16 protein-coding genes and 1 pseudogene are annotated in these 16,756 nt (G+C 47.1%); 11 read left to right on the top strand and 6 right to left on the bottom strand.

Features of this window, described 5'->3' with window-relative positions; all coding sequences use genetic code 11:
- Positions 1-1,205, top strand: a 1,205-nt coding sequence (locus OXH00_09870; GenBank protein MCY3741313.1) for an AAA-like domain-containing protein, incomplete at its 5' end; no start/stop codon positions are given.
- 343 nt (positions 1,206-1,548) lie between these two features.
- Entirely contained in the window at positions 1,549-2,133 is a 585-nt protein-coding gene (locus OXH00_09865) for a macro domain-containing protein (protein MCY3741312.1), read from the top strand.
- Positions 2,134-2,163: 30 nt separating this feature from the next.
- On the opposite strand, the gene OXH00_09860 is transcribed toward OXH00_09865, so the two are convergent.
- From OXH00_09860 to OXH00_09840, 5 genes are all read right to left on the bottom strand, one after another.
- Positions 2,164-4,263 carry a heparinase II/III family protein gene (locus tag OXH00_09860; protein ID MCY3741311.1) on the bottom strand — a complete coding sequence of 700 codons (2,100 nt, stop codon included), beginning with the start codon at positions 4,261-4,263 and terminating at the stop codon, positions 2,164-2,166.
- Positions 4,264-4,540: 277 nt separating this feature from the next.
- Positions 4,541-4,882 (bottom strand): STAS domain-containing protein, encoded by a 342-nt coding sequence (locus OXH00_09855; GenBank protein MCY3741310.1) that lies wholly within the window; start codon positions 4,880-4,882, stop codon positions 4,541-4,543.
- A gap of 461 nt (positions 4,883-5,343) precedes the next feature.
- Positions 5,344-5,685: an STAS domain-containing protein gene (locus tag OXH00_09850; protein ID MCY3741309.1), complete on the bottom strand. Its 342-nt coding sequence runs from the start codon at positions 5,683-5,685 to the stop codon at positions 5,344-5,346.
- A 245-nt stretch (positions 5,686-5,930) separates the two neighbouring features.
- Positions 5,931-6,272, bottom strand: coding sequence for an STAS domain-containing protein (locus tag OXH00_09845; GenBank protein MCY3741308.1), 342 nt, complete (start codon positions 6,270-6,272; stop codon positions 5,931-5,933).
- A 59-nt stretch (positions 6,273-6,331) separates the two neighbouring features.
- The gene (locus OXH00_09840; GenBank protein ID MCY3741307.1) at positions 6,332-6,673 is read right to left on the bottom strand and encodes an STAS domain-containing protein; all 342 of its coding nucleotides are present in this window, start codon (positions 6,671-6,673) and stop codon (positions 6,332-6,334) included.
- Positions 6,674-7,243: 570 nt separating this feature from the next.
- Here OXH00_09840 and OXH00_09835 point away from each other — a divergent pair.
- The 4 genes from OXH00_09835 (at position 7,244) to OXH00_09820 (ending at position 10,128) form a co-directional block, all read left to right on the top strand.
- Positions 7,244-7,615, top strand: a complete 372-nt coding sequence (locus OXH00_09835) for a VOC family protein (protein ID MCY3741306.1) — start codon at positions 7,244-7,246, stop codon at positions 7,613-7,615.
- Positions 7,616-7,769: 154 nt separating this feature from the next.
- Complete coding sequence (locus tag OXH00_09830; GenBank protein MCY3741305.1) at positions 7,770-8,450, top strand: 7-carboxy-7-deazaguanine synthase QueE; 681 nt, start codon at positions 7,770-7,772, stop codon at positions 8,448-8,450.
- A gap of 78 nt (positions 8,451-8,528) precedes the next feature.
- Complete coding sequence (locus OXH00_09825) at positions 8,529-9,650, top strand: amidohydrolase/deacetylase family metallohydrolase (protein ID MCY3741304.1); 1,122 nt, start codon at positions 8,529-8,531, stop codon at positions 9,648-9,650.
- Positions 9,651-9,798: 148 nt separating this feature from the next.
- A complete protein-coding gene (locus OXH00_09820; protein MCY3741303.1) occupies positions 9,799-10,128 on the top strand; it encodes a hypothetical protein in 330 nt (109 codons plus the stop codon).
- A gap of 67 nt (positions 10,129-10,195) precedes the next feature.
- On the opposite strand, the gene OXH00_09815 is transcribed toward OXH00_09820, so the two are convergent.
- On the bottom strand, positions 10,196-11,278 hold the full coding sequence (locus OXH00_09815; protein ID MCY3741302.1) for a phosphotransferase: 1,083 nt from the start codon (positions 11,276-11,278) through the stop codon (positions 10,196-10,198).
- Between the two features lie 410 nt (positions 11,279-11,688).
- Between OXH00_09815 and rpsB the strand changes: the two are divergent.
- From rpsB to OXH00_09790, 5 genes and pseudogenes are all read left to right on the top strand, one after another.
- Positions 11,689-12,357 (top strand): annotated as a pseudogene (gene rpsB, locus OXH00_09810) (30S ribosomal protein S2).
- A gap of 592 nt (positions 12,358-12,949) precedes the next feature.
- Complete coding sequence (tsf, locus tag OXH00_09805; protein MCY3741301.1) at positions 12,950-13,546, top strand: translation elongation factor Ts; 597 nt, start codon at positions 12,950-12,952, stop codon at positions 13,544-13,546.
- 202 nt (positions 13,547-13,748) lie between these two features.
- A complete protein-coding gene (gene frr / locus OXH00_09800; GenBank protein ID MCY3741300.1) occupies positions 13,749-14,336 on the top strand; it encodes a ribosome recycling factor in 588 nt (195 codons plus the stop codon).
- Positions 14,337-14,526: 190 nt separating this feature from the next.
- Entirely contained in the window at positions 14,527-15,357 is an 831-nt protein-coding gene (locus OXH00_09795; GenBank protein MCY3741299.1) for a phosphatidate cytidylyltransferase, read from the top strand.
- 125 nt (positions 15,358-15,482) lie between these two features.
- Positions 15,483-16,682, top strand: a complete 1,200-nt coding sequence (locus OXH00_09790; GenBank protein ID MCY3741298.1) for a 1-deoxy-D-xylulose-5-phosphate reductoisomerase — start codon at positions 15,483-15,485, stop codon at positions 16,680-16,682.
- Positions 16,683-16,756 lie beyond the last annotated feature (74 nt).

The raw sequence follows: 16,756 nt of genomic DNA, 5'->3' as shown, positions 1-16,756 counted from the left end.
CCAAGCTTTTGGGCGATCAGCGCGTAATCCTTGTAATAGACGAATTTGACGGTATTCCGCAGGAAGCCCTGAAAGGGTTTCTGCATTCGCTCCGCCGTATCTACGTCTCAAATCCCATCTCTCGTTGTCCACACAGTGTCGGCATTGTTGGAGTCAAAAGTATTACGCAGCTGAACTACGACAGGTCGATCTCCCCGTTCAATATCCAAGATGAGTTCAACTTACCTAACTTCACACTTGAACAGGTACAAGAACTCTTTGGGCAATATGTGGAAGAAGTTGGTCAACGGTTTGCTCCAGAGGTCATTGAATCGATTCATAAGCAGACCGCCGGGCAACCTGTTCTTGTCAACCGATTCGCGCAGATCCTCACGGAAGAATCAGATATTCCAAAGACCGAACCGATTACAATGGCACACTTTTCAATGGCACATACGCAACTCCTCCGTGGACGGAATACCAACATTGAACATCTGACGACCAATATCCGCAGGAATCCGCGCTTTGAAAGCGTTCTCATGCGGATTATGGCGCGTGAAGAAGGCGTAGACTTTAATCTCGACGATGATATTATCAGTGAACTTGCCACTTATGGCGTTATTAAAGAAGGGACTGATGGTATGTGTGAGATTCTCAATCCGATTTATCTCTACCGGATTATGAGGACGTTCAAGCCACTCGTAAACGGGTTAGAGCAAGAATACTTCTCGGAAGATACTGGCGAAGCACTTCATGAGTATCTCACATCTACAGGCCAGATTCAGATGGAGGCGTTACTGGATAACTTCCGAGATTTCATAGCACGGGCAGGTTTCAGAATTTTGCAGGTGCCCGGTACGCCGCAAGAATCGGTAGGACGGCACCTCCTGCTCGCCTATCTTGACGAATTTGTTAGACGTATCGGTGGTGTTATGCACATAGAGGTGCAAACTGGTCGTGGGAGAATGGACATCCTCATCACCCACAATCAGCGAAAATACATTATTGAGACAAAGATTTGGCGAGGCGATAGTCGCTACCAAGCAGGCAAGAAACAGTTAGCAGCATACCTGAAGTTGGAAGGCACAACGCAAGGATACTATATCGTATTTGACCATCGTCAAGAGCCAGAGTCGCGTGTAGAGACGGAGACGATTGACGATGTAACAGTCCGGAGTTATGTGATTCCTGTTGTACAAGAACGACCTTCAAGTGAAGGAGTATGAAATGCCGTATTGTACCATAGCAGCTTCTAAATATCCCAAACGATCGAGAATCGGGTGAGACGTTGTGTGTGGAAGGGGTCTGCGAATTGCGGTAGGATATCCGCGGAAACCTTGAAGACTTCAAAACCCTCTTTAGTCCCGTAGGGACGTTATGTTTATAGCGGTATATGGCCAAAAAAGACCCAAGCCCTGTAAGGGCGGCATGTTTATAATAGTTGTTCTAAAAAGTCGTGAAAAATCCCTAAATTGACATCTATGGTCACCATTGAGGATTAATCGGAAAATCGCGTCCAGAGATTGTTCACACACTTTTGGTTTTAGTTTGGGAACAGAGGTAACCTACATGCCTATCCTGCCGCATAGCATAAAACGAATTGGAGATAATCTTTCGATTGTTGATGGTGATCTGTTTTTCTCAAGACTACAGACACTGACAATCCCAGTCAATCTCCAAAGCGTCATGGGCAGAGGATTAGCATTGCGTGCCAAGCAAAAATTCCCCGATGTCTACGTAGCATATCAAGATGCTTGCCGATCAAGACGTATCACGCAGATAAAGCCGTATCTCTATAAGCGCGAGGGGTCATTGGATGAGGAATTAGCAGACTTTGGTGCTGATCTTATTACCCCTAACGCTGTAAAGTGGTTCCTGCTTTTTGCAACAAAGCGGAAATGGAGAGAAAACTCACGTTTAGAGGATATTGAAGGCGGATTAGACTGGGTACAACGGAATTTTAAAAAGCAAAGCATTCAATCCCTCGCGATGCCTGCATTGGGATGCGGGTTAGGCGGATTAGACTGGAAAGATGTGGGACCGTTAATGTGCAAATACCTGCACGGCATCGGTATTCCTGTTGCAATCTATTTGCCAAGGGAACGCACAATACCACCAGAATATTTGACAGCATCGCATCTCCTTGCATCCTGACATGTTGCGTACCGCGTGCCAACCCACTACCTACATCTCCACATAACTTTCGCACGGTTCATCTAAATCGGCAAGGACTTTCGGACCCACCTTCAAAAACCGTCCGTTCAGCATAATGAATTGAACACTGCCAGAAGCATCTCTTCGTAAGAACAGATATTCCCCGACAAACCGAATATCTTCAGTAGACATCTCCGCCAAGCCGTCGTCAGAGATCAGGAACGTGTCTGTTGTGTTCGGCAATTCGAGGGTAAAACCTGTCCCTAAGACATCCGAATCCGTGCGAACCTCAATGTCCGAAATGGTAGGATATGTTGTGACAGCGGGTCTCATCGGATAAAGAAGCGTATTCAGCACGACTGGCGGTTTGCTGTTACACCGATGGACAACACCGTTTCCCTCTAACGCTACCGTGAGGTCAGTCGTCCCCATTGCGCCAATAAAGAGATTACTGCGACGCGCCTCCTCTGTCCATGCCTGTCCGGTATCCGCATTGATGTGAGTATCTACGCTTTCACCGAGACGGAAAGTCTGCTCCAGTGTTTGCGCTTCCGCACCCAATACAAGATCGTGCAAGATAAAGTATTCACCCTTAAGGTAGAAGATGGCGCGTTTGTGGTGAACACCTACAGCTTGGTACCATTGTTCGACCCAATCAAAAGCAGAGGTTGTTGCCCATTGTGTACCAAGCACATCAGAGCCTGTTGATGTCGTACCAAGCACATGGACTGCGCTTGTTGTCAATTGTCGTCCGTGCGCATAGAGTGCCAGACTTGATATATCAGTGTTGTTGGATTGTCCCTTTGGATGTGCATCAAAGAACAGGTATTGTCCATCAGGCTTCCAGTTGTCTCTCATGACGTAGCAGCCAGTTTCAGGGAGCGCGTGCGATGTCGTGTCAGGATACTTGAAGCGGCTATCAGCGATAGTGCAGAGTTCAACGGCATCAAAATTAGGCGCAGGGAGCGGACCGAGTGGCGGGAACGAACAATCGGGTCTGCTTAAATGGATGCATGCTGCGACCAACTTCTCAAGTACATCGCGTAATTCTTCAGTTTGTACGTCAGACTGAAAGCGGAGGAATCTCGCGAAATCCGCGATTGCCTCGACTTGTGCCCGGAGTGTCCGGTCTTTATGAAACCCGTCAGCATGGAAGAATGCGTCGATGATCCACTTGTAACGCTGCAGTGCCAACTTACGGAGTTGTTCATTTTCCCGGAATTCTGGGAACAGGTGCGCTGCGATACCGATTTCCGTAGTCGCTGTGATAGCCGGAGTCGGATGGATAGACAACCGTAGCAGACACTCAAGATAGGTTTTGGCAGTAGCATAAGTATCGGATCTTTCTAACAGGACAGAGTCGGGATTAGAAATCCCTCCCACAAAGTCTTTTAGGAACTGCCGACGAAAGGCGGTATATTCGGTTTTCGCGGTGTGTATATCGTCTGCGAGTACCGCTGCGTTCACGGCTTCCATTCCCGGAAAATCCAAATTGAGTGCCTCAAAAAAATCGCTATCGCTGAGGGGCAAGTCGAAACGGTTTTGCGGTGTGAAATTCGGCTTGAGAACGGTGTTATAAGTGTCAATCGCAGATGCCAGAATCGGGAGGTTTCGTTCGTTGGCAAGCGAGAAGGCGACATCAATCGGTAGGGTAAGATGCGAATCCGTTGGTCCGGGTGCAACCTCGGCAAGCACTGCGGAGATCCTCCCAAACCCAGCGAGTCGCCAGAGTTCGGAGTGCGGAAGCGACGCACAGACGTTACCCACCAATGCCAATGCGCTCCCGGCTTCAAGCCTCGGACGCGGTTCACCATCGGGATAGGCGTAGAGATAAACGGCGTGTTCTAACAGGATACGCGCGAGTTCTCGGTATCCCAACTCGGTCAGCGGTTCATGCGCGGCAACTGCGACTCCCTCAATGACACGCGCCGCGACGGATTCCAACCGCCATGCCGGATGTTGTGGCGTAAATTCAACCGGTGTCGGATTCGACTCCGAGAAGGTCAGCAGCTCCTCACAATCCGCGATCGGTTCGAGTTGCACAATGATAGGTATCTGCTGCCTCGCGAGTTCTTCGGCAAGTAATTGGATATGTTCAGTTCGGAGCGTCGTCCATTTTTCCAACAGCATGTTAGGACCCTATATTTCAGGTTTCCAACATAATAACAGCATTGCGGATAATCTGTCAACCGACACAATCTCTTTGCTGTATCGCGACACCTCTCCGAAAATGCTCAACGCAAGATGCTTGAAACCTCAAATCAAAAATTTTGGGTTCACTCTTATCCCGGTAATCTCTAAAATCCCATAAATCACAGTTCAGACATTAAAAGGACAACTTCACTCCGCAAAAAAAAAGCGGGGATGGTAAAACCATCCCCGTTTGAAGTTCCAAAGATTTTGGATTTTAGACGGATAGTGCCGAAACCGCTGCAGCCTCGCTGTCATAATGTTCAAAGACCCGAACGAGCCGACTGAGAACAACCAGATTTTTGATCTGTTTACTGACATTGATGACCCCGATACGCCCTTTCTTTCGTGCTGTCACGGCACGGACTCCCATAAGTGCACCAAGTCCTGAACTGTCGATTTTATTGACGTGCTCGAAATTAATAAGGATGCGAGGGGCATCAGATGTCTCTAACTGTGGCGAAAGTGCTGTCTGTAATTCGGATACAGAGGGTCCCATTAGTTTTCCGTTGGGTTCCAAAATTGTGATGCCGTTTTGTTGACGAATTTTAGTGGTCATGATTTACTCCCTTTTAATTTTGCTAAAACATTAAAGTTGGCAATTCGCTTCTCTAAATTTTTTGAACTTTCAATTTGCTTATTTGATAGTTTAGTCAGATACGATCAAAAAAAGTTCGTTTTTTTCAAAGTATCTCATAAATATCCACGTTTGAATCAAACCCCGCCGTTCGACTCACCAATCCTTTTGTAAGACAAACGCTACGGACGTCTGTTTTTCTTCAAGTCTATTTTCCGATTAGCGATGCTTTCAATTGTTAATGACGCATTTCGTTAGTAAAAAGGGTGCAAAATTTTTAGAAAAATCGCAAAAAATAAGGTTTATTGGCGTATTTAATCCAAAATTAGTGTTTTTGGGGTAGATCGCGATTCGAAAAACTAAGCGAATAACGACAGAAGCGTGCAAAACAAAAAAGGGAGTGGTAAAACCACCCCCTTATGAAATGCCCAGAATTTTGGGTTTTAAGCTGCTAATGCGGAAATCGCAGCGTCCTCGCTGTCGAACCGTTCAAAGAGGCTCGCGAGACGACTCAGAACAATCAGGTTATTGATATGTTTGCTGACATTGATGACCCCAACACGACCTTTCTTTCGTGCTATAGCAGCACGTGCGATCATGAGGGCACCGAGGCCTGAGCTATCAACTCTATTGACGTGTTCAAAATTGATGAGGATGCGAGGTGTATCGGAAGCCTTTATCTGCGGTGAAATCGCGTCCCATAATTCCGATGCTGCGGGTCCCATTATTTTTCCGCTGGGTTCCACAATTGAGATGCCGTTTTGCTCGCGAATTTTAGTAATCATGATTTTTTCCTTTTTTGTTTTTTTCTACTTTGATGGGTATTTTGAAATATTAGTTGACTGCTCTTTTGAATTTTACATAATTAAACGTTCAGTTTAAATGTTCGTTTACTTTAGGGTTCGTTTACTTTAGTCAACTCCTGTTCAGAAAAAGTTCGTTTTTTGAATTTACTCAAATTTGTTGTCGTCTAAAAAAGAAAGGGATGCTAAAACATCCCTTTTTGAGTTTCGACACAAAATTTCGGGATTTAGGTGGATAACCCTGAAACGCCGTCAGCCACGTTATCAAAATGTTCAAAGAGGCTAACAATCCGGCTAAGAACAATCAGATTTCTAATGTGTTTCCCGACATTGGTGACCCCGATACGACCGTTCTTTCGTGATGCGAGCGCCCGTGCCTCCATAAGGGCGCCGAGGCCTGAACTGTCAATCATATTGACGTGCTCAAAATTGATGAGAATGCGTGGTGTCTCGGAAACCTCTATCTCCGGCAAGATTACTTCCCGTAAGTCGGATACAGAGGGTCCAACTATTTTTCCATTCGGTTCCACAATTGTGATGCCATCTTGCTGGCGAATCTCAGTTGCCATAATTTTCTCCTTTTAGGTATTTGTTCCCTGCCTCAGACACTATCCAGAAACTGTCGGTTTCAGATGGATAATCCAGAAACTGCGGCATCTTCGCTGTCGTAATGTTCAAAGACCCGAACGAGTCGGCTGAGAACAATCAGATCGTTGATCTGTTGACTAACATTGATGACCCCGATACGACCATTCCTTCGTGATGCAAGGCTCCGTACCTCCACAAGGGCACCGAGTCCTGAGCTATCCATCCTATTGACGTGCTCAAAATTGATGAGAATGTGTGGCGCATCGGCAGCCTCTATCTCTGGTAAGATTACTTCCCGTAATTCGGGGACGGAGGATTCCACCATTTTACCGCCAGGTTCCAAAATCGTGATGCCATTTCTTTTGCGAATTTTAGCTGCCATAATTTTCTCTTTATTCCATTTACTAAAACACTTGAGATGTCAATCCACTTCTCTGCCGAATTCCTATACTATCTAACGTTCAATTTAAATATTCGTTACCTTCAAAAAGTTAAACACACCTTCATGACACTTCCTTCAGATGAAATCGAATCACATCAGTATATGCGTGAGCAAGTTTTATGCCAATGTTTCCAAAAGCAAATATGTGTGTCAAACCCGTTAAGATTCAGAGACAATTTGCACCATCAATCGCTTAAAACACAGGTGTTCACTAAGTTCATCAAAAGTACGTCACCTTTTTCTAAAGAATCTCATTAAAGAAACAGAACCTGTCTGGAATCCGCCATCTGTTGCCAACGCGCAAAAATTGTAATGGCGGCGCGCAATATTTGCGCGCCGCCTGAAACAATTGCTTCGTTGTATCTCGGTATTTTTTCGGAATCTAACATTCAGCTGGACCAAAAAACAATTTGACACAATCAACAGATTATGTGATAATTTTGTATCTTGTATCATCTTTTGCCTTGCGCGCTTGTCGGAGGCATTTTTCAAAGAAAGGAAGTTTTGACAATGGCAGTTACATTTCACCACGTTCATCTTCGTTGTGAAGATTTAGAAGGTGCAGTTCGTTATTATGAAGAGATGTTTGATGGAAAAGTTGATGAAACCGTTGAGGTCCGCGGCTTAAAAATTGTCCGAATGGAAGTCGGTGGGGAACGGATTTTTCTATCGCCTAAGTTTGGAGATATGGATGTTGAAGCCACCAGCGGCAATCCACGCTGGGGTGTCTACCAACTCGCTTTCACCGTAGAGGATTTGGACGCAGAGGTCGCGAAACTCCAAGCAAAAGGCGCGGAACTTGAAGACCTGAAACCCAACGGGTTAATGATGGCGTTTTTCAAGGGACCCGATAACGTTCAAATCGAACTCATTGAGGCGTAGTCCTGCACCACGCGCACGACTTCATACGCACCGCGTTTGGTTCGGCTGAACCCAGGTAGCAGGTTTAATCAAGAACCGGTTTTGGACAGGCCCCCCCACCCGTTACTCGGAAGGGGCGGACAAAGCCGAGCAGAAGTTCATATTTATTTAAAAAATGAAATTCAGCGAACTCTTTCATACCATTCAGGGTGAAGGGCAACTCATCGGTGTACCCTCTGTTTTTTTTCGAACGAGTTATTGCAATCTGAGATGTGTTTGGTGTGATACACCTTACACATCTTGGGAACCCGAAGATCGGGACATCACCGTTGCCGAAAGCGTTGCTGCGATCACGCGTTACGGGTGTAAACATGTTGTTATCACTGGCGGTGAACCCTTTATTCAACCCAAAGAGTTGATGGAACTCTGTCATGAACTTGATAAACGGGGACACCACATTACGATTGAAACGAACGCTACACTGTTCGCGGCGGTTGCAGCGCATCTCATTTCAATGAGTCCGAAGTTGCGGAACTCCAATCCATCGGAAGATAATCGCTTTTTCAAACGTCACGAACGCGAACGCATCTGTCCGGAGGTTATCCGTAAGTTTTTGGAGGCGTATCCGTGCCAAGTGAAATTTGTTGTAGATACGCCTGAAGATTTGACTGAGATCCAGACGCTACAAACAGAAATCGGTATCCCTGCCGAGACGATTCTGTTGATGCCGCAAGGCACAACGTCTGCCGTGCTACAACAGAAACAAGAATGGCTGGTCAACCTCTGCAAAGAGAACGGATATCGCTACTCCCCTCGTGTGCATGTCGACATTTGGGGTGATAAACGCGGGGTCTAACTTCACTGTAGATGATCTCCGGGGCTCAACCTTAACATCTTGTAACTGATAACTGAAAACTGATAACTGATAACTAAAATGAAGTATGACATCCTACTGAAAGATGGCACTGTCATTGATGCCGCGCAAGGTTTGAATGCAGTGCGAGATGTCGCAATTGCTGACGGTGTTATCGCAGCAATTGAACCCGACATTCCCGATACTGCAGCGACACAGACCGTCTCTGTGAAAGATAAATACGTAACACCCGGACTGGTTGATATCCACACACACGTCTATTACGGTGTAACAACATGGGGCATTAGAGCCGACGCGATTTGCCCGATGGCAGGGACTACCACTGTTGTGGATGCCGGGAGCCCGAGTTGGGTGACATTTCCCGGTTTCCGAGAATTCATTGCCGAACCCGCCCAGACAAATATCCTTACCTACATTCACATCTCAGGTATTGGACTCGTCTACGGACCTGTGGGCGAAATGTTTGATATAGCCTATGCCGATCCCGGACGCGTTGCGGCAACATTACAACAGCATCGCGACATCACCGTCGGCGTGAAAGTACGTCAAGGGAAAGGTCAGGTCGGTGATAACGGTGTTGAACCCTTGAAACTTGCTATCCAAGCCGCCGAGCGCGCTGGAACATCTGTGATGTGCCATATCGGTGCCGGTGTGCCGCTCCCCGATATTTTGAAATTACTCCGCCCCGGTGATGTGATTACGCACTGTTTCCAAGGCAACGGTGATAATATCGTTGACGAAAAAGGTAGGGTCATTCCCGAGGCATGGAAGGCCCGCGAAGACGGTGTTATCTTTGATGTCGGTCACGGGGCTGGCAGTTTTCATTACGAAATTGCCCAACGTGCTATCGAACAGGGTTTTATCTCCGATGTTATCAGCACCGATCTTCACACTGGAAACATCAACGGTCCCGTCTACGATCTGCCGACAACACTATCGAAATTGATGCACTTAGGTTTGTCACTTGAAGAGGTAATTGACAAGGCGACCTTCAGTGCCGCGAAGGCTATTCAACGTGAGGCGCAGCTCGGTCATCTGAAAGTTGGTACCGTCGCAGATGTTGCGGTATTTGAAGCCCTTGACGGTGAATTTGAATACTTTGATGCCCACGGGACAAAATTTATCGGAAATCAAAAGTTGAAGGCGGCACTAACGATACGTGAGGGAAAGATTTCACTATAATTTCCATAAGTCCTATAAAAAATACAAATCTATGAACCTCGCGGAGGTCCCGAACTAAAAAATACGTATGGCGAATATAATAAGCAGAAAACTAAGTGGCTGCTATAGGCGAGTTCTGACTTTTTTATTAGTGATTGTAGGTGTCAGCTTGATCGCTGTAGTTGTAATCTACCGCCAGGTCGGAGGACCTGAAGGGGCACACCATTGGATGGCAGAACGCGCCCTGAACAGCGTCGAAAAACACCTTAAGTCAGAGGACCAAAGACCTGACGGCATCCCAGAGGAACAGATTGTTGAAAACTTTCAACACGTCCGTGAAGCGATTCGGAGACGGCGGGTTAACCTGACATCACTCTATGAGGTGCTAAAATCGTATCAGACCGAGTTTAATGAAAAAAAGCCGTCAACACCGGAAATTCAGACGTTTTTCGGGAAACTTGTCGGTGCAGTCCTTGAGGATGCTAAGAGTAAGAACTGATACCATAACGCAAGTTGCCCCTGTCCAGCCTCTCATTCTGAAAATCTTGATTTAAACCGCTACCGCCTTAGGCAGAAAAACCGCCTATCAGCTCCCGTATCCGATTTGTACAAATGTCGTCGCTTAGATGAATATCAGTAACATGTGTGAGCGCGCTTTGGAATCTCGCCTGTGCATTGCCCCACGCCTCAAGGAGTATCCTGCTTTCGGCGGCTTCGGGCTGCGCGGTAGCCTGCAAGAGTTGATGGATAACCGAGAGGTAGAACAATAGGTGATGACCGTCAACACGCGCCGCGACCTCTGCGGGTGGACAAGTTTCGCGGTGTGTACTTACCCACTCGGCATAGGTATTGACAAGTTCTCTGTCTAAGAGGGAAACGAAATTGCCGGTTTCAAGCGGTGGAACCAGGAAGGCACCAATACTATTGAATAGCTGCACAAGGCGCATCGCTTGCCAATTCCAACCGATACTCGCGAAGTCGATAAAGAACGGAGATACGTCCCGAATGACGATATTCCGAGCGTTGTTGTCCAAGTTGCCAAGTGTTGTCGGCGCATGCTGTAAACGGTTCGCAAACATGTTCCATGTATCTGTGAACCTCTCTATTTCAGCAGATGACATCCGGCTGTTGTTAAGATGTGAGAGATAACCGACGACTTTTTTGCCCTGTTCCAGTAAATCTCGCAGAATTGTTTGTGCATTAAAACGGAAGACATAAGGCGCGAACTGTGCCGCGTGCGTTGTAAAACAGTTCTCAATCTTACACAATTCTCGGAGTATCGTGTACAGAAGTGCAGTAATAGACTGGGCGGGTTTCTTATGGGACTGGACGAGCGCGTCAAGTGTGAACTCACCACACCACTCTAATAGTAGCGAATGGAGGCGTTCTGATTTCCAAATGAGTTGAGGCACTTGACAACCTTTGTCGTGTAAAAGTGTGAGAACAGCCGCTTCAATCTGTAAAGGCGTGTGTCCGGCATCGACGACAGGTGTTGTCATATCATATTGTTTTAGCAGGTACTTTTCAGTATCGAATTTCAGAATGCAGACGTTGCGCCGCTGTCGCGTACCGTGTTGAATCGGTTCAAATTTGAGTGCATCCGCATCTGTTTTGAAGTGTGCAGTGATATGTTCAATCAGATGTTCCACCTTTTCCCTCCCCTTAAATTATACCACAACCTCCGATCGAATTCTATAATTTTCCCAGAGCCATTGTAGAAGCGACACTTGCTGATTGCTCGCTATTATTCTCTCGATGACTGATAACTGACAACTGGTAACTGACCACTAATTTTCCTTGACATCCATCTAAGACGTGTGTTATAACACTTAAACTTGAAATTCAACTGTTTCTGTGGTAAAATATTCGTATCAATTCCGATGAATAGGTGTTCACCGGACGTTTAAACTTCAATTGTAAATACAACACACCTCTCGATTTGCACAGCGGGTTCTCTCGTGCTGAGAGTCTGATGCAGATGTGAAGGAGGTGGACGCAGAAACCCAGCAGAGGCAGTGTCGCTTCTGCGAACCGTAGGAGGTTTTTTTTGGCTGTTACAATGAAAGAACTCCTTGAATGTGGAGTTCATTTTGGACATCAGACCCGTCGCTGGAATCCGAAGATGGCAGAGTACATTTTCGCCGAGCGAAATGGGATCTATATCATTGATCTACAAAAGACGTTACGGATGCTTGAAACCGCAGCAGAGTTCGTGCAAGACATCGCTTCAAAGGGCGGCGGGGTACTATTTGTCGGTACAAAACGTCAATCCCAAGAAGCTGTCCGAGGCGAGGCTGTTCGATGTGAGATGTACCACGTGAACCACCGCTGGCTTGGCGGAATGCTCACTAATTTCCAGACCATCCGTCGGAGTGTCAACCGTTTGGATAAATTGGATGCCGATGAGACAAATGGGGTCTTTGAACAGATGCCGAAAAAAGAGGTAATACGCCTGCGACGCGAAAAAGGCAAACTCGACAATAACCTCAGTGGCATCAGAGAAATGAAAAGGCTCCCTGAAGTTGTCGTCGTAACGGATACACGTAAGGAGCATACGGCTATTGCCGAGGCGAATAAATTGGGTATCCCGATCATCGCAATTGTGGATACCAACTGTGATCCTGACCCGATTGATCTGCCGGTCCCCGGAAATGACGATGCAATCCGTTCAATCCGGCTTATCTGCTCCGTTTTAGCGGAGTCGGTCATTCAAGGACGCGGGGGGGCATCAGAAGGCGCAGAGGTCTCAGACGAGGCAGCACAACCTGATGTCACTCGCCCCGTAGATGCCGTGCTTGAAGCCGAACGACATGAGGAAGAGAGTGCCGCGATTCTTGAAGAAGCACAGTTGTCCGCAGAACCCGAAGCTATTGGCGACAGTGAGCAACGTCAAGCGCGCGCACCTCGCCAGCGACGGAGAGGAAGACCCCCACGACGGCAATCCCAATAAGAGACTTTTGCGCGCGGTTGCTTCTTAATTAGCAATCGCGCCATAAATACTTACCAGTTTTGGCGCGGTCAAAACCGTATAACGCGTTATCTATATGATAACCGTGCTTGCTGAAAGGGAATAGTTTTCAGTTATAGTAAAATCCAAAAATATGTTTACACTTGTAGCATAGGGAACCGTTGGTTTCCGGTGCCTCCACGAAACGCACATTTACAAATTCACATAATAAGGCAAGTGTATAAGTAATTACGGGATCCACTATAAGAGTTGGACTGTTCAAGTCCAAGTAAACCTCTTTAACTGACAACTGACAACTGACAACTGATAACTACTTGGACTGACAACTGACAACCAATTACAAGGAGGATGGATGGCAATTACAGCAAAGATGGTTAGCGAACTCCGTTCGCGTACGGGTGCGGGGATTATGGAATGCAAAAAGGCGCTAACCGAAACGAACGGAGATATCGACGTAGCAATTCAGAAACTACGGGAGCAAGGTTTGAAAGCTTCTGAACTCAAAGGCAGCAGGGCAGCAGAAGAGGGGCTCATTGTCTCCTATATCCACCCTGGAAGTCGCGTCGGCACATTAGTCGAACTGAATTGTGAAACCGATTTCGTCGCGCGGACGGAGCAGTTCCAAGAGTTGGCGAAAGAGATCGCGATGCAGGTGGCCGCCGCTAAACCGAAATATGTTAAATCCGAAGATGTACCTGCCGAGGATCTTGAAGCTGAAAAGGCGATCCTAAAAGCACAAGCCGAACAAGAAGGGAAACCTCCACATATCGCTGAACGGATCGTTGAGGGACGCATCTCTAAATTTTACTCAGAGACATGTCTCCTACAGCAGCCCTATATTCGCGATACAGATAAGACCATTGAGATCCTTGTCAAGGACGCTATCGCCCAATTGGGTGAGAATATTGTCGTTAAACGTTTTGTTCTTTATGTGCTTGGACAGTCATGATACACAACCATTTAGTCTCGAATGTGTGCAGAGATCGCACCAGCAGCGTCGGGGATTGAGGCTGCCATAAGACTAAATGGTGATAAGCTAAGAGGCAGAAGCGCAGCTTCCGTCGCGATGCCTTGTCATTGAAGGGCAGCACCTTTGTTGAGTTTGGTAGGGCACCACAGGTATCCGCGATGTCTTAGAGGGAAAAAATCAGATGCAACAGAAGATACTTCAAGAAACTGAATCCCGGATGAAGAAAACCATTGAAGTAACAGCGACAAAATTGTCGCATGTGCAAACCGGGCGCGCGACACCGGCACTATTGGATCAGGTTACTGTTACCTACTACGGTACCAAAAGTCCACTGAGTCAGGTCGGTACGATTACGACACCTGAGCCGCGTCTGCTTGTCATTCAACCCTGGGATAAAACGCTAATTACAGAGATTGAGAAGGCTATAGCCCATTCGGATTTGGGACTCTCAACGAGCAACGACGGGAACGTTATCCGAATCCTGGTTCCCGAACTCACGACAGAACGACGGACTGAACTAACGAAGGTCGTACGTAAACTCGCTGAAGAGGGGAAAGTTGCCATTCGAAATATCCGCCGGGATGCCAATGACGCTGTCAAAAAACTTGACGGTGATTCAGGGGGCGGCGGCGGTAAAAGTCGTGGGCGCGGCGGCGATAAAAAACGCGGAAAGGCTACCGCAGACCCCGTGCAGCAGCTCACTGATACGTATATCAACCAAATTGACGAATTAACGGAGGCGAAAGAAACGGAATTGTTGGAAACTTAAGTGGTTCTCGGTTATCAGTTGTAGGAGTTACCCGTTTCCAGTAACCAGTAACCAGTTAAGAACTTGATGAGACATCCTTAACTGGTCACTGGTAACTGACAACTGGTAACTGGTAACTGGTAACTGACAAACTGAAAGGTTTTTCGCAGAAAAACCGAACTGAAAACTATTTAAGTGGGATACTGAACCTATGTTTTGGCGGAGAGTCCTGAGTGCGGTTGTGCTGGTGCCGTTAGTCGTCCTGATTATCTATTGGGGGGATTGGCTCTACCTGCTACTTGTATTAATCGCTATGTTGATGATGCAAGTTGAGTACTGTCGTCTGGCGCAACATTTTACTGAAAAATTGAATCCTGTGATGACAGTATTCCTGACGGGCGCGTTCTGCTTGTTAGCGCATCTCTCACCTGTCTTGACAAAGTCTCTGCCTGTTTCGGCAGTAATGTTTAGTTTCTTTACTTTCGTATTCATCTATGTTTTTGCTGAAAGTATCTTTAGAGCGAAAGTTGACGGTGAGTTGATTGCCGTCACGCTGAAATTAACCGGTATCCTCACAATCGGTTGGGTATTAGGATACCATCTCATTTTGCTGCGGAACGCGGAACCGATCGGCAGACACCTGATCTTCTTGTTATGCGGCACGGTTTGGTGCAGCGACACCGGCGCGTATCTCGTCGGGAGAGCCTTCGGTAAACATAAACTCGGCACTCCTGTCAGCCCTCGCAAAACAGTGGAGGGGACCATCGGTGGATTGGTTGTCGGCACTTTAATCGGCTTTGGACTCGGTGTCCTTCTTCTGAAAGACACTTTCTCTTGGCTGGACGCTGCTTTTATTGGGTTGTTGTTGAGCCTACTCGGACAACTTGGCGACCTCAGCGCATCGCTGATGAAACGCACGGCTGGGGTCAAGGATTCGGGAGACATAATTCCAGGACACGGCGGCTTTATTGATAGATGTGACAGCCTAATTTTTAGCACGCCTGCCCTCTATTACTATTGGGAATTGACAAGACACTTTTAGAGCCCTCAGTTTTCAGTGAGGCGGTTTTGACCTAACAATTCACCAATTCTTGAGGCGCGCCAAGTTGGAGTGGATTTTTAAAAGTGACTGACAACTGATAACTGACAACTGATAACTGACAACTAATGAAACATATCGCCATACTCGGTAGCACGGGTTCTATTGGGAAGAACGCCCTCAGCGTTGTTGAAACGCATGCTGACGAATTTAAAGTCGTCGGCCTCGCAGCGAACCGCGACGTTGATACCCTTGAGCAACAGATTCGGCGGTATCGTCCAACGTTGGTGGCGGTAAATGAACCGACTGCCGCAGGCATACTCCGAGCGCGTATTCGGGACATCAATGGGACAGAAATACTCGCTGGTACCGAGGGACTTCAAGCCGTAGCCACAATGCCGCAAGCCTCTCAAGTCTTAGATGGCATGGGCGGTAGCGCAGGTTTATTACCGACCTTGGCGGCGATCAACGCCGGCAAAGACATTGCTTTTGTAAATAAAGAAGTAATGGTCATGGCGGGACCGCTTGTTAACGCAGCGGTTAAGACAAATGGCGTTAACTTAATACCTATAGATGGCGAAATGAGTGCCATCTTCCAATGTTTGGAAGGCACACGCGACCAACAAGCAGAAATCCATCGACTCCTGATTACTGCTTCTGGCGGTCCCTTCCGAAAGGTACCGAAAGCGGAACTCTATTCTGTAACGCCAGCACAAGCACTCCAGCACCCGAATTGGAAGATGGGACCAAAAATTACTATTGATTCCGCAACGATGATGAACAAAGGGCTGGAGGTCATCGAAGCGAAATGGTTATTTAATATAGAACTCTCAAAAATTGACATCGTTGTTCACCCGGAAAGTATCGTTCATTCTATGGTGGAATGGACAGACGGTTCTACACTCGCACAATTAGGTCCCACAGATATGCGTATTATGATTCAATACGCTTTAACTTATCCCCGTAGACTCTCAGCACCCGTACCACGTCTGGATCTACAGGAGGCGCGCACACTACACTTTGAACCTGTTGATTTTGAAAAATTCCCGTGTCTCTCGTTGGCTTATACTGCCGCTAACGTTGGCGGCACACTCCCCGTGGTATTAAGCAGCGCAGATGAGATCGTCGTGGAGGCGTTTCTTAACGCAGACATCGGGTTTATGGATATACCGGTTATCCTCGGACAGGTCATGGATAAGCACACTGTGGTTCCAGAACCGACACTCCCAGATATCCTTGAGGCAGATCGGTGGGCAAAAGCAACAGCAAATTCACTCATAAAAAATCACACAAAAATGGCTTTCAGCAGTCGGCATGCTTCGCAGTGAGAACAGTCAGCAAAAAAGGAGTTCTGTAACGCTTACGTCTTTACTGATGGCTGATCACTGATGGCTATTCCCAA

It is taken from the genome of Candidatus Poribacteria bacterium (assembly GCA_026706025.1).
In the GTDB taxonomy this organism is placed as follows: Bacteria; Poribacteria; WGA-4E; order WGA-4E; family WGA-3G; genus WGA-3G.
Note: the sequence above shows the minus strand (reverse complement) of the source record. Positions and strands in the feature narration are given on the sequence as shown.